Origin of the sequence: Peribacillus sp. TH27 (assembly GCF_016650915.1) — a bacterium.
Lineage (GTDB): Bacteria > Bacillota > Bacilli > Bacillales > DSM-1321 > Peribacillus > Peribacillus butanolivorans.
This window is the reverse complement of the sequence record NZ_JAEKEV010000002.1, coordinates 3,804,373-3,823,364: the sequence shown is the minus strand read 5'-3', so window position 1 is coordinate 3,823,364 and position 18,992 is coordinate 3,804,373. Positions and strand designations below refer to the sequence as shown.

Annotated in this window: 18 protein-coding genes; 7 read left to right on the top strand and 11 right to left on the bottom strand. The window is 39.8% G+C overall.

The window, feature by feature from the left end; genetic code table 11:
- Positions 1–119: 119 nt before the first annotated feature.
- Positions 120–1,706, top strand: coding sequence for a phosphoenolpyruvate carboxykinase (ATP) (gene pckA / locus JFU24_RS19855; RefSeq protein WP_201186987.1), 1,587 nt, complete (start codon positions 120–122; stop codon positions 1,704–1,706).
- 538 nt (positions 1,707–2,244) lie between these two features.
- Here pckA and JFU24_RS19850 read toward each other — a convergent pair.
- The 3 genes from JFU24_RS19850 to JFU24_RS19840 are packed head-to-tail and all read right to left on the bottom strand — an operon-like array spanning position 2,245 to position 6,144.
- The gene (locus tag JFU24_RS19850) at positions 2,245–3,546 is read right to left on the bottom strand and encodes a nucleotide sugar dehydrogenase (RefSeq protein WP_201222852.1); all 1,302 of its coding nucleotides are present in this window, start codon (positions 3,544–3,546) and stop codon (positions 2,245–2,247) included.
- Between the two features lie 45 nt (positions 3,547–3,591).
- Positions 3,592–4,908: a glycosyltransferase gene (locus JFU24_RS19845; RefSeq protein WP_242485370.1), complete on the bottom strand. Its 1,317-nt coding sequence runs from the start codon at positions 4,906–4,908 to the stop codon at positions 3,592–3,594.
- A 27-nt stretch (positions 4,909–4,935) separates the two neighbouring features.
- Positions 4,936–6,144: a glycosyltransferase family 4 protein gene (locus tag JFU24_RS19840; RefSeq protein ID WP_201186994.1), complete on the bottom strand. Its 1,209-nt coding sequence runs from the start codon at positions 6,142–6,144 to the stop codon at positions 4,936–4,938.
- Between the two features lie 197 nt (positions 6,145–6,341).
- Here JFU24_RS19840 and wecB point away from each other — a divergent pair, with 197 nt between their 5' ends.
- Positions 6,342–7,499 carry a non-hydrolyzing UDP-N-acetylglucosamine 2-epimerase gene (wecB, locus tag JFU24_RS19835; RefSeq protein WP_201250323.1) on the top strand — a complete coding sequence of 386 codons (1,158 nt, stop codon included), beginning with the start codon at positions 6,342–6,344 and terminating at the stop codon, positions 7,497–7,499.
- A gap of 99 nt (positions 7,500–7,598) precedes the next feature.
- On the opposite strand, the gene JFU24_RS19830 is transcribed toward wecB, so the two are convergent.
- From JFU24_RS19830 to JFU24_RS19820, 3 genes are all read right to left on the bottom strand, one after another.
- Entirely contained in the window at positions 7,599–9,296 is a 1,698-nt protein-coding gene (locus JFU24_RS19830; RefSeq protein WP_201222848.1) for a methyl-accepting chemotaxis protein, read from the bottom strand.
- A 365-nt stretch (positions 9,297–9,661) separates the two neighbouring features.
- On the bottom strand, positions 9,662–11,029 hold the full coding sequence (locus JFU24_RS19825; RefSeq protein ID WP_098175257.1) for an MATE family efflux transporter: 1,368 nt from the start codon (positions 11,027–11,029) through the stop codon (positions 9,662–9,664).
- A gap of 24 nt (positions 11,030–11,053) precedes the next feature.
- Complete coding sequence (locus tag JFU24_RS19820; RefSeq protein ID WP_201187000.1) at positions 11,054–11,632, bottom strand: TetR/AcrR family transcriptional regulator; 579 nt, start codon at positions 11,630–11,632, stop codon at positions 11,054–11,056.
- Positions 11,633–11,881: 249 nt separating this feature from the next.
- Between JFU24_RS19820 and JFU24_RS31060 the strand changes: the two genes are divergently transcribed.
- Together JFU24_RS31060 and JFU24_RS31055 are read left to right on the top strand one after the other, a co-directional pair.
- The gene (locus JFU24_RS31060; protein ID WP_342214692.1) at positions 11,882–12,082 is read left to right on the top strand and encodes a hypothetical protein; all 201 of its coding nucleotides are present in this window, start codon (positions 11,882–11,884) and stop codon (positions 12,080–12,082) included.
- Positions 12,057–12,290 (top strand): VOC family protein, encoded by a 234-nt coding sequence (locus JFU24_RS31055; protein WP_342214691.1) that lies wholly within the window; start codon positions 12,057–12,059, stop codon positions 12,288–12,290. The genes JFU24_RS31060 and JFU24_RS31055 overlap by 26 nt, the downstream gene beginning before the upstream one ends.
- 134 nt (positions 12,291–12,424) lie before the next feature.
- Here JFU24_RS31055 and JFU24_RS19810 read toward each other — a convergent pair whose 3' ends face one another.
- The 4 genes from JFU24_RS19810 to JFU24_RS19795 all read right to left on the bottom strand — a co-directional run bounded on the left by JFU24_RS19810 (position 12,425) and on the right by JFU24_RS19795 (position 15,639).
- Positions 12,425–13,195, bottom strand: coding sequence for a TSUP family transporter (locus JFU24_RS19810; protein WP_201187002.1), 771 nt, complete (start codon positions 13,193–13,195; stop codon positions 12,425–12,427).
- Between the two features lie 92 nt (positions 13,196–13,287).
- The gene (locus JFU24_RS19805) at positions 13,288–13,755 is read right to left on the bottom strand and encodes a DUF523 domain-containing protein (protein WP_201222844.1); all 468 of its coding nucleotides are present in this window, start codon (positions 13,753–13,755) and stop codon (positions 13,288–13,290) included.
- 811 nt (positions 13,756–14,566) lie between these two features.
- Positions 14,567–14,809, bottom strand: coding sequence for a DUF2584 domain-containing protein (locus JFU24_RS19800; protein ID WP_053347907.1), 243 nt, complete (start codon positions 14,807–14,809; stop codon positions 14,567–14,569).
- Between the two features lie 41 nt (positions 14,810–14,850).
- Positions 14,851–15,639 carry an alpha/beta hydrolase family protein gene (locus JFU24_RS19795; RefSeq protein ID WP_201187006.1) on the bottom strand — a complete coding sequence of 263 codons (789 nt, stop codon included), beginning with the start codon at positions 15,637–15,639 and terminating at the stop codon, positions 14,851–14,853.
- Between the two features lie 161 nt (positions 15,640–15,800).
- Here JFU24_RS19795 and JFU24_RS19790 point away from each other — a divergent pair, with 161 nt between their 5' ends.
- From JFU24_RS19790 to JFU24_RS19780, 3 genes are read left to right on the top strand one after another with little or no spacing between them, the layout of a single operon-like run.
- Positions 15,801–16,772 (top strand): ABC transporter substrate-binding protein, encoded by a 972-nt coding sequence (locus JFU24_RS19790; RefSeq protein ID WP_201188091.1) that lies wholly within the window; start codon positions 15,801–15,803, stop codon positions 16,770–16,772.
- Between the two features lie 22 nt (positions 16,773–16,794).
- Positions 16,795–17,565 carry an ABC transporter ATP-binding protein gene (locus JFU24_RS19785; protein ID WP_201222843.1) on the top strand — a complete coding sequence of 257 codons (771 nt, stop codon included), beginning with the start codon at positions 16,795–16,797 and terminating at the stop codon, positions 17,563–17,565.
- On the top strand, positions 17,546–18,346 hold the full coding sequence (locus JFU24_RS19780; protein WP_242485369.1) for an ABC transporter permease: 801 nt from the start codon (positions 17,546–17,548) through the stop codon (positions 18,344–18,346). Before JFU24_RS19785 ends, JFU24_RS19780 begins: the two co-directional genes overlap by 20 nt.
- Before the next feature lie 127 nt (positions 18,347–18,473).
- On the opposite strand, the gene ytkD is transcribed toward JFU24_RS19780, so the two are convergent.
- Positions 18,474–18,932, bottom strand: coding sequence for an RNA deprotection pyrophosphohydrolase (gene ytkD / locus JFU24_RS19775; RefSeq protein WP_201187012.1), 459 nt, complete (start codon positions 18,930–18,932; stop codon positions 18,474–18,476).
- Between the last annotated feature and the right edge of the window lie 60 nt (positions 18,933–18,992).

Here is an 18,992-nt window from a genome sequence, read left to right as displayed (position 1 = left end):
ATGATTAAGGAAACCATATAAAAAATATCACAAAAAAAATAAATAGTATAGACTATTTAAGTGAATGTGTTATACTAATTGTAATATAAAAACTTAAAACAAAGGAAGGTACCTCATATATGAATTCTGTAGATGTTTCTAATGAGTTACACCAATTATTGGCAGGAAATAATGTGCAAACTCAACTTTCAGTTCCCCAATTGGTTGAAAAAGTATTAAGCAGAAACGAAGGCGTTCTGACATCAACTGGCGCAGTAAAAGCTGAAACAGGCAAATATACTGGCCGTTCACCTAAAGATAAATATATCGTAGACGAAGCTTCTGTGAAAGACAAAGTAGATTGGGGTTCCGTAAACCAACCAATCTCTGAAGAAGTATTCAATAAACTATATAATAAAGTAGTTGACTACCTAAAAGCAAAAGAAGAGATCTTTGTTTTCAAAGGTTTTGCTGGCGCGGACGAAACATCACGTCTTCCTATCCAAGTTGTAAATGAATATGCTTGGCATAATCTTTTCGCTCACACTTTGTTCATCCGTCCAAATGAAGAAGAACTAAGAGGTCACGAATCAGAATTCACGATTCTTTCTGCACCTAATTTCAAAGCAGATCCAGAAGTGGACGGAACTCAATCCGAAACATTCATCATCGTTTCATTTGAACGCCGTACTATCTTAATCGGTGGAACGGAATATGCAGGTGAAATGAAAAAATCGATCTTCTCAATCATGAACTACCTACTTCCAGAGGCTGGAATCCTTCCAATGCATTGCTCTGCTAACGTAGGACGTGAAGGAGATGTCGCTTTATTCTTCGGACTGTCTGGTACTGGTAAAACAACTTTATCTGCAGACACTAATCGCAAACTGATTGGTGATGACGAGCACGGCTGGTCTTCTAACGGTGTATTCAACATCGAAGGCGGCTGCTATGCAAAAACAATTAACCTTTCACGTGAAAAAGAACCGCAAATTTTCGATGCCATCCGTTTCGGTGCCGTATTGGAAAACGTAGTTGTTGATCCGGAAACACGTGAAGCAAACTACGATGATAGTTCATTAACAGAAAACACTCGTGCTGCATACCAAATGCAAGCGATTGATAACATCGTGAACCCAAGTATCGCAGGACACCCAAATACAATCATTTTCTTAACTGCTGATGCTTCAGGCGTACTGCCTCCAATCAGCAAACTTTCTAAAGAACAAGCAATGTTCCATTTCCTAAGTGGGTACACAAGTAAATTGGCTGGTACTGAAAGAGGAGTAACTTCACCAGAAGCTACATTCTCAACATGCTTCGGTTCACCATTTTTACCTCTTCCTGCTACACGCTATGCTGAAATGCTTGGAGATAAAATTGACGAGCATAGCGCAAAAGTATACCTTGTCAACACTGGATGGACTGGCGGTGCATACGGAACTGGTAGCCGTATGAAACTTGCTTACACTCGTGCAATGGTACAAGCAGCACTTGAAGGCGAATTAGCAAACATCGAGACTATCAAAGACGATATCTTCGGTTTGGATATTCCACTTCATGTTCCTGGTGTTCCTGACGAAGTGCTTCAACCAATCAAGACTTGGGCAGATCCTGCTGCATATAAACAAACAGCAACAGCTCTTGCTGCTCAATTCCGTGCAAACTTTAAAAAATTCGGAAACGTTCCAAGTGAAATTGAAGAACTTGGCGGTCCGACTGCTTAATCTTAATAAATAGAAAACAAAAGGACCAAGCGAAACTTGCTTGGTCCTTTCTTTATAAACTGACTAATCTAAACGATAAATCGGCCATCACGATCTTACTCCTGTAAAAGCCACATTAACCTGAAGCGCCAGTATTTTTGAATTAAAAACAGCCAAGAGGCTGTCTCCTATGTTCCAGCTGGTGTCTTATCCCCTTTGTTTCACAAAAGCCCAGACAAAGGTCTCCTGAGCCAAATCCTCTACAGCCTTGTTTGCCAATATAATAAACTAGAAAGTTCATCATACTTTTTTCATACGTATGATTCCACTCCCTCTTGGTCCGCCACCTATAAATAGGGAGAAGGTGGCGCCAAGCCAACCAATTCTGCTCTTCCCATGTCCCATAGGAAGTCATATTTACAGAACATATAATAATTATCCGATCCCTATTATTATTTCAAATGATTTTTTTAACATGTTGCACAACTATAAAGGGTGCTGACTGAGTCAACACCCTTTATATCCCTATCATATCCGGCCTTGCAGAATCAGTTGTTTATTAGATAATCATTTTTTTCCTTACTTCTTTCAAATGTTCTGTTTTATATTCGAATACATTGCCTAAGTTGGCAATTTGGATGTTATGTTTATTAGCATCAATGCAATTCCGAGTATCCAAAATCATTTTATGAGCCATCTTGTTCGATAGTTTATCATAATCCATTTCTTTAAATTCATTATGATCGGTTAAGACAAGAATCAGGTCGGCATCTTTTACAGCGTCTTCGACAGAAACGACTGGCATTTTCCCAGATTGGACATGTGGGTCATGCAAGGATACTTCCACATGATCCATGCTCATTAGTATATTTACAACATCAATGGCCGGGCTTTCACGGATATCATCTACATTTCCTTTGTAGGCAAGTCCAAAAACCGCTACCTTTGGTTTACGGATCCCCTCAAGTAACATCCTGACACAATTGACGATATAATACGGCATCGAAACGTTCGTGTCGCGGGCTAATTTGATGATTCTAGCTGTCTCAGGAGCTTTAGCGACAATGAAATAAGGATCGACCGCGAGACAATGTCCACCTACCCCTGGTCCTGGTTGATGAATATTTACACGTGGATGCTTATTTGCCATTGATATGACATCTAATACATTGATATCCAATTCGAAGCAAACTTTAGCCAACTCATTCGCAAGAGCAATATTAACATCACGGAAGGTATTTTCCATCAGCTTGGACATTTCAGCCGTTTTCGCATCCGTACGAATGATTTCCCCTTTAACAAAAGTTTCATAGACAAGACTTCCTTTATAGGAGCAGGCTTCTGTGATGCCGCCGACTATTCGGTTATTATGAACCAATTCTTCTAGAATTCTCCCTGGCAAGACACGTTCCGGACAATGTACGAGAAAGATGTCTTTCCCGATCGTTAGCCCTGTCATCTCAATCAATGGCTTGATATGATCATCCATGCTCCTTGGTGCAATCGTCGACTCGATAATGATGACATTTCCCTTCTGAACAAAAGGAAGAATCCTTGAAGTTGCTTGCATAACATAGGTAAGATCACAGGATTGGTGTTGATCTTCATTGTTTGGAGTTGGGACCGCAATGATGAAAACATCCGCAGACTCCGGATTCAAGGTAGCACGAAATCGTTTAGCATCTAGCACTTCATCTAACACTTCTTCTAGTCCAGGTTCTTCAATATGGAGCTTTCCATTATTCAATTTAGTAATAACATCAGGATGGATATCCACGCCAACAACATCTACACCGTGTTTTGCGAACATTAAAGATGTTGGAAGTCCTATATAACCTAGTCCCATTGTACATAATTTCATAATAACCACTCCTCATCATATTTTCTTCTAGTATTCTAGTTTTTGTTAAGCTGATTGATAGATTTGGATGAAGATTTCTTTCTCTTGTTTCCAATTGTATTTAAGGCGGGCATTCAGACAGTTGCTGCTCATTTCCGCTCTTTTTTCTGGATGTTTTAATAAATAATTGACTCCGTCCGCAATAGAACGGGGATCATGGGAGTCGACACACACACCAATTTTCTCAGTCTCGACTACCTTTTGAATTTCTGGAAAGCTACAGGCGATGACGGGTACTCCGCTCATCATATATTCAAATAACTTATTGGAAGAAGCAGAATAATGATTAAAGCAGACATTATTCAATACCTGAAAACCTAAATATGCATTTTTCGTATAATGAAGCAAATCGTCAACCGGCACCTTCGGGATAAATTTCACCCGATGTTCGAGACCCATTGCCTCTACCTTTTTTATTAACTCAGGCTTGATCTTTCCATCTCCAATAAAAACTAGCGTTCCTGCTTCCATCATCGGCACAGCCTCAACCACTTTCTCTAACCCCCTGCCCGTTTGAATGCCGCCTTGATATAACAATATCGGCTCGTCCTCTGGCAGCATGAGCAACTCGTGTAAATCCACGACTGTACTTTCCTCAGGCAATGTAGGGATTGGGTAGTTATGGACCACTTTCGGATACAGACCGTATAAGTCTTCATTATATTTAGCACGAGTATGATTTTCGGCGATCATTTCGTCGACAAATTTTAATAGAAACTTCTCTTGTATCCCGTAAATCCGGCTATTATAACCGGTTCTGCTTGTTTGAACTTCATGAGAGTCATATATGAGCTTTTTACGTCTTAGAAATTTACTGCTGATTGCTCCCTGCATTAACGTATTCAAATCATTCGAATGGTAAAAGTCATACCTCTTTTTCCGGCCGTAATGAACCATTTGAAAAAAAATATAGCTTCTTGTCAAAAGAATCGGTAGTTTCGTTTTCGTAACAATTGTGGCGATTATTGCAAGAAGCGCCATAACACCGACTAATACGACAGTACTGATCCAGCCCGTTATCAGGTTCATGTTCAACAAGGTATTCCAAACCAATAAGGTGAGAACAGTCAATTCAAACATCTTATTTTTTGTTTTTTTTACGATATTAAGTACTCTATTAAGTCTTTCCCAGCGATTATTCACTCGAATGACATTAAATCCATTTTTATGTTTCTCTTTTTTGGGTAATTCTTCATTTTTCCAGTTATGAATCGCAATTAAGTCGACTTCATAACCTGCTTCGGTAAGAGCAGTGCATTCCCTTAGAACCCGTGCATCGTTGGTAAAATGATTCCACACAAACATACATACCGTCTTCGCCATTTTTACCTCCACTTTTCCAGATATCCGTCAGCTAGATGCTTCCATCACGTTAATGAGCCCTTGAATATTTTTTGACCATAGAAAATTTTGTTCCGCATATCGATGGCCATTTTCACCAAGCTCTTCGCGTAAAGCTTTCTCAGAAGCCATTGTTAGAATATGTTGACTGATTTCATCAACCTTTCTACTATCTGCCACCATCCCGCATTGCGCTTCTGAAATCATTTGTCTGGCACGCCCGGCGACATCACCGACAATCGGTTTTCCGACGCACATATAGTCGATTATTTTTCCAGGCAGCACCTTGTTAAAGACATCCTTCTCAACTAAGCTTACATACGCAATATGGGAAGAGGATACTTCATTAAGAGTCACCCTCCTATTCATCGCTTTGATGACCTTTATATTGGTCAAGCCTTTAGAGGAAATCTCGTCTTGGACTTCGGACATTCGATATCCATATCCAATAATCGTAAACTCAATTTGTTTATGTTCTTTCAGTTTTTCAGCCACTTCTATTAACTTTTTAATATCTTGGGCAAGTCCGATATTACCCGTATAAACGACTTTAATTCTATTTTCCGAAATGGGTGGAAGTCTTTTTTTCAAGTTCAGCTCGTCTGCAGTGAGCGAGTTTGGAATGAATTGGATATCATCATTCTTGACTCCTTTTGAAAGGATATAATCCCTAAATCCAGGACTATTGATGATAATTTGATTAGAGTGCTGATATATTTTTCTTTCAAGGAAAAAAGCCATTTTCAAGATCCACTTATTCGTGAATACGCCTACTCCCTGCAATGATTCGGGCCATAAGTCTCTTACATCGGTTATTAGCTTTGCCTTCATCTTTTTCTTGGCAATCAATGCCGCAAATATCGGGAAAATAGGTGGTGTCGTGACAAACACATAGTCATATTTTTTTTCCAGTCGAATGATTGTGTAAATGAAAAGCCACATCGCTTCCAAATAATGAAGCAAGCGTCTCCCCATATTGCTTGTATACCTCTTCACTTTATCTGGTTGAATCCTGATGATATCTTTCTCCTCAATATCGACTTCATCCCAAAAATGGGCATCTTGATATAAACTTTGGTGAGGATAACTCGGCTTCAAAGTGATGACTGTTACCTCATAGCCGCTTCGCTTCAAATTGAGATATACATTTTTCATCCTGTTTCCTGCACTCCCAATTTCAGGATAAAAGTTTTGTACAATCATCAGGACACTTTTCATATGAGCCTATCACCTCTATTCTTAAAATGTTCATCGTCCTGCTTTTTATTGTAAATGGACGATATTAAGTGGGGATTAAAGAAATATAAAGGTCTTATTAACTTTGTAAATATTCTGTTAATTGTTGTGTCAAAAAATTTTTTCTTAAGAACAACTCGTTATAATAGGGAGGAAATAAAGAAAGCGAGGAAATCATAATGCCTAAAAATCGTTTAAAGGTCATGACTGTGTTTGGGACAAGACCAGAGGCCATTAAAATGGCACCTGTCGTATTGGAGTTGAAAAAGCATCAAGAATCGATTGAAAGCATTGTAGTGGTCACCGCCCAGCATCGGGATATGCTTGATCAAGTCCTGCAATGTTTCCAAATAAGACCAGACTACGATTTGAATATGATGAAAGAAAGACAAACATTAGAAGAGATCACAACTCGCGGGATTGGGAAACTGAGCGCTCTTATGAAAGAACTACAACCCGATATCGTGCTAGTTCATGGAGATACAACGACGACTTTCATCGCCAGCTTAGCCGCTTTTTATAATAAAATTCAAATTGGTCATGTTGAGGCTGGTCTTCGGACTGGTAATAAGTATTCTCCGTATCCTGAAGAAATGAATAGACAGCTGACAGGCGTCTTAGCTGATTTGCATTTTGCCCCGACAAATCAAGCAGCAGAAAATCTCATTTTGGAAAACAAAAAGAGTGATTCTATCTATATTACCGGCAATACAGCCATCGATGCTTTGAAAACAACAGTACGGAAAGACTATGAGCATCCAATTCTATCAGGTTTGAATGGAGATCGTATGCTATTGATGACAGCGCACAGACGAGAAAATATCGGAAAACCAATGGAAGAAATATTTTGTTCCGTCAAACGACTGCTTGAAGATCACATGGATATCCAAGTCGTTTTCCCACTTCATAAAAACCCAGTAGTCCGCGAAATTGCTTATCGGATTTTTGGTGAAACGGAAAGACTTCACTTAATAGAGCCGCTTGAGGTGCTTGATTTTCATAATTTTGCGGCGCATGCCCATTTAATACTGACAGATTCCGGAGGGGTGCAAGAAGAAGCTCCTTCACTTGGCGTTCCTGTCCTTGTGTTACGCGATACGACAGAACGGCCAGAAGGAATTGAGGCTGGTACCCTTTTATTGGCAGGAATTGAGGAAGAACGAATTTATCAATTAGCCACAGACTTACTTACAAATGAAGAAACCTATAAAAAAATGGCGACAGCTTCTAACCCATATGGAGATGGATTTGCCTCGAAGCGAATAGTCGAAATACTTTTAGAGAAATTGAGTGCTGATAACAATAAGATGATAAATCGGCCAACCCTCTCATCCTAATTTTTATCATTTATTAACGTTAGAAAGAACGATAAATCAAAAGAAGAAGCCTAACACTCTTTAAGAGGTTGCTAGGCTTTTTCTAATTCTTCTTATATATTAGATTTTAAAATGATTCACTTCCATTTTAAGACTCTCGGCCAGGGTTGCTAGTGATTGAGCGCCTTCAGAAATCTGTTCAGTCGCTGCATGCTGTTCTTCAGTTGCAGCACTTGTATCATTTGCCCTTTCTGCTGAAGTAACCGCTATTTCTTTTATTGCATTCGCACCAGCGGCTACATCCTTGGTCATCGCTTGAATTTCTTCTATAGCAGAGGATACGGATTCAATTTGCTCACTCACTCCTCCAACTGCGGATTTAATATGATTGAACACCTGGAGTGAGTTTGCTGAAGCAGAAAGTCCATCTTCTGCTTTCTTACTTCCAATATTAATTGATTCGACGCCTTTTTCGGTAGCTTCTTCGATCAATTTGACCATTTTTTCAATTTCTGAGGCTGATATTTTTGATTGTTCAGCAAGTTTTCTAACTTCATCAGCCACTACTGCAAAACCCTTTCCATTTTCTCCGGCACGGGCCGCTTCAATTGCAGCATTTAATGCCAGTAAGTTTGTTTGCTCAGAAATGTCCGTAATTAATGTCGTAACTCTTTGAATTTCACTTGAATGCTTCGACATTACTTCCATTATGCTCGCTGACTCGTGAATCGTAGTGTTTATATTATTCATTTGGGTAGTTACATCATCTATAATGTTAGATCCTTGTTGAACAAGTGAATTCACAGATTCTGCGGAGGTAAGCATTTCGACATTACTTTCGGTGATCTGCTCGATAGCTGCAGCCATCTCATTCATAGAGTTTACTGAGTTCTCTACTATAGTGACCTGCCGAGCTGTCCCTCTCATATTTTCTTCAGCAGTTGTTGCGACCATCTCCGAAGAAGCCAGGCTTTCTTCAGAGCTTGCCGACATTTGTTCTGCTTGAACAGCAAGTTGTGACGAAGAATCCCTCATATTTAAGACAATCGCTTTAAGTTCCGCAACCATTTTATTAAAAGCACCGGCCATTTCACCAATTTCGTCTTTGTTTCGAATCCTAATTTCTTCTATCTGTAAATTACCGCCTGCAACTTGACCAATTGCTTCTGTAAGTTTGCGAACCGGGCGAGAAATACTGCGACTCAGGACGATTGGTAAAATAATACTAAGGATGAATCCAAAGATTATTAGCAATACAATAATTCTTTCCATATCCTTTACTTTCTCGTTCAAATCTTCCCGAGTCTCTTGTAAATAAGCATTTTGATTGTCACTTAGTTTTTCAGCTTTTTCCAAGATTGTTTTTTCCAAGACACTTGCTTTATCCGTTTTCTCAGTTATATCTAGATCCTTCGCACTATCGCCTTGCTGCATGCTGATAATTATCTCTTCAGCCAATTCCATATATTCAAGTTTTGCGTTATGTATCTCTTCCAACAATTCTATATCGTCTTGTGATGTAAATGTTTTTCCAAGATTTTCGTAAGCCTCCTCAAACATTTCGTTTTTAACTACTCTATTTTCCAAATATGTAGAATCCTTATAGATAATATAACCACGAACATCATTTGAAACAGCTTGCTGTTTGTTAATCATTTCATCTACCAGATTGATCTTTTTCACTCGATCATCCAATAAAAAAGTATATTGTTTATTCAAATCGGCGATGATCCAGAGATAAAAGAAACCTATAGTCATAAGGAATATAAGTATAGACAAAAAACCTGCCCATAATTTTTTTGATACAGATAATTTCACGTTAAATACCCTCCAATTAATCAATAATTTTTAATTTTCAAACTCTATCAATAATATCGGTTGCATAGTGCCTTTTTTCTAGTCAGTTCACTAAAACACAATAAAATAAACTTATATCAAAAAACTAAGCGGTTTGGGGTAAAGTAAAAAAGAAGATATGATAATAAAGCCGGAAGTGTTGATCAGCATCGTCCATTTGAGGCTTCGTAAAACAGCATGAAACATCCTTTTCTGCTTGCAAATTAGCGTCAAACCTAGTACTCAATTGCATCTTTTGATTACTTCACCTTTAGTAACTGTACGATTTAAAACTAAGCAAAAAAGACCACCAAATTGGTGATCTTTAGGAATTTCTAATTTTCATCTTATCCTTTGATTAACCGGACATTTTTTCCAAAGTTTGAACCTACGCTTTTTAAATAAAGTAAGACGGTTAAGAATATGACTACCTCTGATAATGGAATGGCCAGCCATGCTGCATTTATTCCAAATATAAGCGGCAATGTTAGCAGGAATAAAAGCATGAAAATAAATTCGCGTCCAATCGTAATCCAAGCGGCCATCTTTACTTGCCCAATTGATTGGAAATAGGTCATCATAACGAAGTTGACTCCCATTAGGATATATCCGCTAAAGAAGATTCTAATTCCAATTGTAGCAAGCTCTTTTACATCTTGAGAAAAGTCTCCGAATAAATCTACAATATAAGGTGCCGCCACTTGTCCCACCAGGGTAATGGATATTCCTGCACCAATTGCTGTGAAAATGGCAATGCGAACCGTTTCGCGCTTCCGCTTTTCATCTTTTGCACCATGATAATAACTTACTAGTGGCTGTATTGCCGACCCGATGCCAAGAAACATCAACAGCATAACACTATGTGCATAATTGACAATAGAAAATGCAGCTAATCCGTCGGTACCAGCAAGGCGCGAGAACGCATTATTATGAGCAATAGTAAAGACTGATACACCTATTTCAGCTAAGAAACTAGGAAAGCCAATCATCATTGTCATAATGAAAAGTGACTTTTCAAAACGAAACTTAACGAGGCGAAGCGTGTTCTTCTTCGTGAAAAAGTGCGTGCTGAGAACCAGTATGCCCAAGGCAGCTGCAATGATTGTTCCGTATGCAATCTCGCGCACCCCTAAATCTAGTACATACAGGATAATGAAGTTCAAAACGAAATTGGAAATGGCCGTGACGATAAGAGATGCCATGGCCAGATTCGGATTACCATTGTTCCTGACGAATATACTTAAGGTGTTTTCTAGGGTGAAAACAAAACCCAGCATTAAGAATACGTTCATGTAGTCCGTTGCAAAGGGAGCGGTTGCTTCATTGGCCCCTAGTGCATAAACAAGCTGATGGTGAAAAGCGTAGGCAATCAGACCAATGATTACGGTGAATATTGTGATTAGAATGATGGAATGGGTGAAAATAAAGCGTGCCCGATTATAATCCTTTGCCCCCATGCTTTGTGAATAAAGCGTTGCGCCGCCTACCCCGATCCAAATCGACATCGCTACAAAGATTGTATAAATGGGCCCTGCAATATTAACTCCTGCAAGGGCAACCGATCCAAGCTTATTGCCGACCATCACGCCATCGACAACAAAGTTCAATGCCATCAATACCATTCCGATCATAGAAGGAATCAGATAGCGCAGAAAGACCTTTCCTGTCGATTCTATCTCCAATAGATTTTGTTGTTGTTTTTCTCTTAATGACATTTATACCATCTCCTGCTATTGACCTTACTTTGAAATTCCTCTCCAAAAAATAGTCCATGACGCCGCAAGTTTTTCCGCAATTCGGTCTGGATTATCGGCATAAACAAGTTCGACCATAATGGCCACGATGATGCCTGAATACGCCAGTGTCAGGGTTCGCGCATCTCCTGAGTTTAAAACCCCAGCGGATATCCATGTTCTGAATATCTTTTCCATTAAGGCTTCCTGTTGAACCTGAAGATCATCAGTCTCTTTCTGAATTTCACTGTATAGATGTGTTGGTGGAAAGAACCCCATACGAAGCCAGAACTTTAAACTCTCAACCTCCTGGAACATCTTTATCATTTCTTCCAAAAATCCGTATAGCGTCTTTTCCGGATCACTTTTTTTCATGATATTGAAATACTCAACATAAAACGAAAGTTCCATTTCCTTGGCGTCTTTAAGTACAGATAAAAACAGATCGTCTTTCCCTTTAAAATGAGAATATATTGATTGTTTTTTTATCCCAACATCTTCGGCAATTTGAGAAAGTGAAGTACCCTCATAACCATGAATCGTAAAATATTTGAGTGCTGCTTTTTTTATTTCATCGCTTTTCATAATGTTCACCTTTCATTGCTGAATATTATTTTCTGTATTTCTGATAAACCTATCATAACCTAACGAACGTTCGTCAGGCAAGTTCTTTCATTTTGGAAATTTAAGGTTTACCTCCTATTGAAATAAAGATTGGTCCGATTGAAACCATTCTATAAAGGAGGGTTCATGCTGCTACATTATTCCCTAGTATTAAAAGGATTATAATGTCTACCTGTCGAAATGATAGTCATAATAAAAAGGAGGGTTCAAATGAAACATCAGATTACCCCATACTTAACATTTGATGGACAAGCTAGAGATGCATTAGCATTTTATGAGGAAGTATTTCAAGCAGAGGTTTTTGATATACAATCATACGGGGAAGCTGATTTCCCAACACCTGAAGAAGCAAATGATAGGATCTTGCATGCTAAGATTAAAAAAGGTGAGTTATTGGTTATGGTATCTTGATACGTTTCCTGGAAATCCCCTTGAGGTCGGGACCAATATTTCTCTCGTGCTGGAGTGTGAAAGCGAATCAGAGATCCAGCATTTATACGAGACATTGCGTGAAAATGGAACAACCTTAATGGAACTTCAAGATACCTTTTGGGGTGCACGATTTGCTAAAGTCAAGGATTGCTTTGGCGTTCATTGGGACTTGAATTACACAAAATGAATCAAAAAAATGGCCGAAAAATACCAATAGTATTTCCGGCCATGTATTATTATTTAAAGTCTTTATTTTTGGTGAAAAAGTCTAAATGAACATATCAAAATAATATCATATATTACTCTTTTGAATGCCTCTTATTAAATCACGTGAAGATAATTCAAGACATTTTTGCCGATCAGTAAAATGGTGACGCAAATAAATAATATACGTACATAGGCAGCACCTTTTTTTATCGCAAAGTTCGATCCTACTAATGCTCCGACAACCATTGCGAGGCCCATCGGAATTCCATAGACAAAATTGACTGACCCCATTGATAAGAAAATAATAAGTGCGGCAATATTGCTACCAAAATTAAGTACTTTTGCATTTCCAGCAGCCTGAACAAAATCAAATCCAATAATCAAAAATGAAAACAATAAAAAAGAGCCTGTACCAGGACCAAGAAAACCATCGTAAAAACCAATAGCAAATATTGCGATGATCAACATAATCATTTTCTTTCGTTTTAACCCTTTATATTTTGCGTCTTTACCCCAATCCTTTTTTAAAATCGTATAAATTGCGACGATAACTAATAAGATTAATATGAGCGGCTTTAGGATTTCAGGGGAAACAAAATGAACCACATATGCCCCTAGAATCGCACCAATCACAGTAAGCGGAAAAAGCTTCATGACAAATTTGAAATTCACTTTTCCAGCTCGAATAAATGAGATTGTACTCGTTAAAGAGCCCATCGAGCTTGCCAATTTATTAGTAGCAAGGGCTGCTGAAGGTGATATCCCTGTAAATAATAAAGCAGGAATGGAAATTAACCCTCCTCCGCCTACAACAGAGTCAATGAACGCAGCAATAAAACCAGCAAGTATTAAAAACAGCAAAGTATAGAGATTAATTTCCTCCATATATTCTCCTCCCTTCAAAAACAATAACTCTATTATACTCCCACTTTCTGTATCTGTATTTCTGGAATTTTAATGAAAATGAATTCTACCGATTACTCTTTTTCATTTAGAAATTCAAACAGTTTTCCCTCTGAAGTTACCGTAAAACCGTGTCGTTTTAGCAACGCAGCCGTAACTCCATTCCCAACCTTTTTCTTCCCCTTAAATCCACCATTATAAATCGTCGAACTCCCACAGGATGGACTGTCTTCTTTTAAAACTACAAGTGTGGCACCTGCTTCTTGAGCCTTATTTAATGTTAAATTTGCCCCCTTTATGTACAAATCCGTTACATCCCTACCAGACTTTTCGATTATTTTTGCTTTCCCATTAAGGACATCTTCACCATCACCGCCTATTATCTCAGCAGGTTCTCTGGGAGTTGAAAAGCCACCAAGCAACTCAGGACATACAGTGATTGCCTTTTTTTCTTCTAACAATCTCAGAATTCTATTATCTAAGCTATGTGTACCATTGTATCTTACCTCTAAACCTGCTAGACAAGAACTTACTAAAATCATTAAAATCACCTCATCATATTAGCTTAACAATATTTTACCATTCTTCTTAAATAATATTATTTGAACGATTAAAATCTGCTGAAGATTGTTATGCTCGATTTATTAGCTACGGGGGTCGATTTATTAGCGTGTAGGTCGATTTATTAGCGCGTTGGTCGATTTATTGGCGTGTAGGACGAATTATTGGCGCCAAGGACGATTTATTGGCGTGTAGGTCGATTTATTAGCGCGTAGGTCGAATTATTGGCGCCAAGGTCGAATTATGAGCGCCAAGGACGATTTATTGGCGTTATAGGTCGATTTATTAGCGCGTAGGACGAATTATTGGCGCCAAGGTCGATTTATTTAGCGCGTAGGACGAATTATTGGCGCCAAGGACGGATTATTGGCGTGTAGGTCGATTTATTAGCGCGTAGGTCGAATTATTGGCGCCAAGGTCGAATTATGAGCGCCAAGGACGATTTATTAGCGCGTAGGACGAATTATTGGCGCCAAGGTCGATTTATTTAGCGCGTAGGACGAATTATTGGCGCCAAGGACGGATTATTGGCGTGTAGGTCGATTTATTAGCGCGTAGGACGAATTATTGGCGCCAAGGACGATTTATTGGCGCGTAGGTCGATTTATTAGCGTGTAGGTCGATTTATCAGTGCAAATGTCGATTTATTAGCGTGTAGGTCGATTTATGAGTGTGTAGGTCGAATTATTAGCACCAAGGACGAATTATCCGCAAAAAAGGTCAAATTCCACCAACCAAATCAAAAAAAAAGCGCTTGCAGAGATACTATTTCTCGGCAAGCACTTCATTTATTCAGTTGGTTGAGTTTAATGATAACAATTGGTACGTAATGGTGGTTTTTTCGTTGGTCCATTCAACTTTTTGAATAACTGCTGTTCCGCTTGAGTCAGATTGAATAGTTTTACGGACGTCAATTGGAATGTCGATTGGATATAACCGATAGCCTGCTTTTGTTAGGCTGAAAATATTTTCTTGTTCTCGAATTTCGTTTCCTTTTGTAACGATCATGGTGTTGAGTTCCATAGGCATGCCCATGTATATCTCCTCCTCTGGCCAATGTATACTTCATTCTAACATTATTCCGTTTTATTTTTCATCCAAGTTGTTAAATCTTCGACTACTTTTCTGTTGACGGCTGGCGGGAAGTAATGTGTGAATTGAGGAAAATACCAGCTTTCTACCTCTTTATCATGGGTTTTCAACCGTTTTTCCAGCCGGTACGCATGTTCAACCGAGACATTGTCATCCAGTTCACCATGAATAATCAGAACAGGAACATTCAATTCTTCAATCGCAAACAACGGAGTCCGGAATTCATATTGGTCTGGGTATTTTTTAGGCGTGCCTCCAATGACTCGCTTCATCATGCGGCGCATATCGACCCGTTCTACATAAGTTAAAAACATATCTGACACACCGCCCCACGTTACAATTGACGCCGCATTCTTACAATAGATTCCAGTCCAAAGCGCCATGATGCCGCCACGGGAAAATCCGAGAATATGAATATGTTCCTTATTCACTCGGGGATGTTGCTCAAGCAGCTTGAATCCAGATATCGCATCGAACCGATCTTCGCCGGCAAAATCCTCATCGCCCTCGCCACCTTGATTCCCCCGGTAAAAAGGGGCAAATACGATAAATCCTTCTGCAGCATACTGGATAATTCTTGCAGGCCTCACCTTGCCTACATTTTTAATTCCACCTCGTAAATATAAGAAGGCATCGTGCATCTCACCATCCACCGGTTCAGCTAGCAATCCCTTAACCTTCAAGCCCTGTGATATGTATGTAATTAAATAAAGATGGATTTCTGGATGCGGTGATGGAAACCGCTGTTTTGAAATAATCGATCCGTTCTCCAATTTCCACGCCCCTTTCTCTTTCCTTTATTGTAAAACATCCAACAGTTTTTATCCCCTGATAGGCATTCACATATTTTTTCTCCCGTTCATACGATAAGGTAGGCAAAATACCTATTTATGAGGAGGAAAGAATTTTGAAAAAATGGTGTAAAGCAGGTGTCATGTTTTTGCTCATGTGTTTGCTTCTGATTCCGCTTGGAGCATGCGGCAGCAAGGAAAAAGAAACAACGAAGGTCAGGGTTGCCGAAGTGACCCGCTCCCTTTTCTATACACCGCAATATGTCGCGATTGAAAAGGGATTTTTTAAAGATGAGGGCTTATCTATTGATTTAAAAACGACAGCAGGCGGCGACAAGACGATGACCGCTCTCATTACGAATGGAGCGGACATTGCTCTCGTGGGCTCTGAAACATCGATTTATGTGGCGCAGGGATCAGACGACCCGGTCATAAACTTTGCTCAATTAACGCAAACAGATGGAACGTTTCTTGTTTCACGTGAAAAAATTGACAATTTCAATTGGGATATGCTGAAAGACTCCACATTTCTTGGTCAGCGTAAGGGCGGAATGCCGCAGATGGCCGGCGAGTTTGTGTTGAAAAAACATAACATTGACCCGCAAAAGGATTTGAATCTCATCCAGAATATTGATTTCGCTAATATCTCAACTGCATTCGCTTCCGGTACAGGTGATTTTGTACAGCTATTTGAACCAACTGCCAGTGTGTTTGAAAAAGAAGGAAAAGGCTATATCGTCGCTTCTTTCGGCACCGAGTCTGGTCATCTTCCTTATACGGTTTATATGGCTAAACAAAGCTATTTAAAGGAAGACAAAGAGACCGTTCAGAAATTCACGCGAGCTTTGAAAAAAGCACAGGACTGGGTTCAGGAAAGTGATGCATCAGAAATTGCTAAAGTCATTCAGCCCTATTTTGAAGATACCAATCTAGACACGATGGAAACAGTCATCAACCGCTACAAAGAACAAGGCTCCTTTGCCACTGATCCCATTCTTGATGAAGAAGAGTGGAACAATCTGCAAGACATCATGGACGAAGCCGATGAGCTCCCTTCAAGAATTAGCCATGATGAACTGGTAAACACCGATTTTGCTGAAAAAGTGTCAAAGTAGCTAGAGGTAAGGAGGATGTCCGATGAGCTTTTTAAAAATCCAAGACATTCACCATACTTATTTTTCAAATAAGACGGCAGCGACCGCACTCGCGGACATTTCCCTCGACATTGAAAAAGGTGAATTTGTCTCTTTTCTTGGTCCGAGCGGCTGCGGAAAGACGACCCTGCTTTCCATCATCGCCGGACTATTCCCGCCCACTTCGGGAAAGATCCTGCTCGAAAACAACCCGCTGAAGGCCGACAGTGACTTATCAATCGGCTATATGCTGCAACAGGATTATCTTTTCCCATGGAAAACGATTGAAGAAAATGTTTTATTAGGATTAAAGCTGATTAATAAGAATGAAGGCCTGGAGAGAATAAAGACGTTGAAACTGTTGAGTGATGTTGGATTGGGAGGCACCGGAAAATTATATCCGCGTGAACTTTCCGGAGGGATGAGGCAACGAGCTGCTCTGGCACGAACACTCGCAGTGGACCCAAAAATCCTCTTGCTTGATGAACCGTTTTCGGCCCTAGATTACCAAACGAAGTTGAAGCTTGAAGACCTTGTTTTTGAAACTCTGAAATCTTTTGGAAAGACGGCAGTGCTTGTCACCCATGATATTGGTGAAGCCATCGCAATGAGCGACCGGATTTATCTATTTTCCGCGAAGCCAGGCAGAATTTACAAAACTTTTGAAGTACCTGATGAACTACGCGAACTAACACCTTTTCATGCCCGTAATCACCCACACTATTCGGTATTATTCCAAACGATCTGGAAGGAGCTTGAGAGCCTTGAATATTGAACAGCTTCATAGCCAGTATAAAACCTCTTTGAAAAAGGAAAACAGGCTAATTCGCTTTTATCAGATCCTGATTTTCATTGTCTTTTTCAGCAGTTGGGAACTTTTTTCTCGGATGAAGTGGATTGACCCGCTCATCTTCAGTTCGCCCTCTAAAGTGTGGCATCTATTTATAAAGAAATTAGGTGACGGAACACTTCTTTCCCATTCAGGCGTGACCCTATTCGAAACCGTGCTCGGCTTCATCATCGGGACACTGCTTGGAACGATACTTGCTTCCTTGCTCTGGTGGTCGCCGAGGTTGTCGAAAACGCTCGACCCGTATCTCGTCATTTTAAATGCAATGCCAAAAGTCGCCCTCGGACCTATTATCATCGTAGCATTCGGACCAGGTTTCCCGTCAATCATCTCGATGGGAGCGATCATTTCCATTATCATCACCACTATCGTCGTCTACACAGCATTTCGCGAAGTCGATCCCAACTACCTAAAGGTACTGCAAACATTCGGTGCCACAAGGGCTCAGTCCTTCCGGGAAGCCATATTACCGGCATCCTTCCCGACTATTATCTCGACATTGAAGGTGAATGTAGGCCTCTCCTGGGTCGGCGTCATCGTCGGTGAATTTCTCGTCTCAGCAAAAGGACTCGGCTACTTAATTATTTATGGATTTCAAGTCTTCAATTTTACCCTCGTTATGCTCTCCTTGATGATTATTGCCTTCTTTGCGACAATCATGTACCAACTTGTCGAACTACTCGAGCGAAAATTAATCAAGGATTAACCTAACTGCCGATACTCGTCGGCAGTTTTCATATTTACCGGGTTTACTCGTGAATTAGATGGTTTTACTCGTGAGTTTTCGGGTTTTACTCGTGAATTAGATGGATTTACTCGTGAATCTATGCAATTTACTCGTACAAACCATCCAACCTCGCTAAACTCAACGGCACGATTTCATCTTTCATGATAAAACTAAACTCCTCACCTAGCACATCCGGCAACACATCCAATAGAATCGGTCCATCCGTTTCTAGATAATTTTCTTTCCACTCTATCTCACTCAACTTAGCAAAGTAAATCGATTTTACAAATGGCTTCACTGGATTATGAACTTTATACTGTCCCAAAAATTGCAGGTGTTCCACCACTCCTCCGGTTTCTTCATACACTTCCCGCTTGGCCGCTGCTTCAATTGATTCCCCAGTCTCCCTCTTTCCGCCAGGAAATTCCAATCCCCGCTTACGGTGTTTCGTCAATACCCACTTTCCTTTAATTCTGCAGAGCACGAAAACATGCCAAGCTTCCCCAAAAACAGGATCCACGGAGAATTCCACCTTATATCCGTTCATATCACAAAACTGTTTCATATTTCCCCTCTCTCTATTTAAGAAAAACTATTTCATTTTATTGGAGTCACCATTCATTAT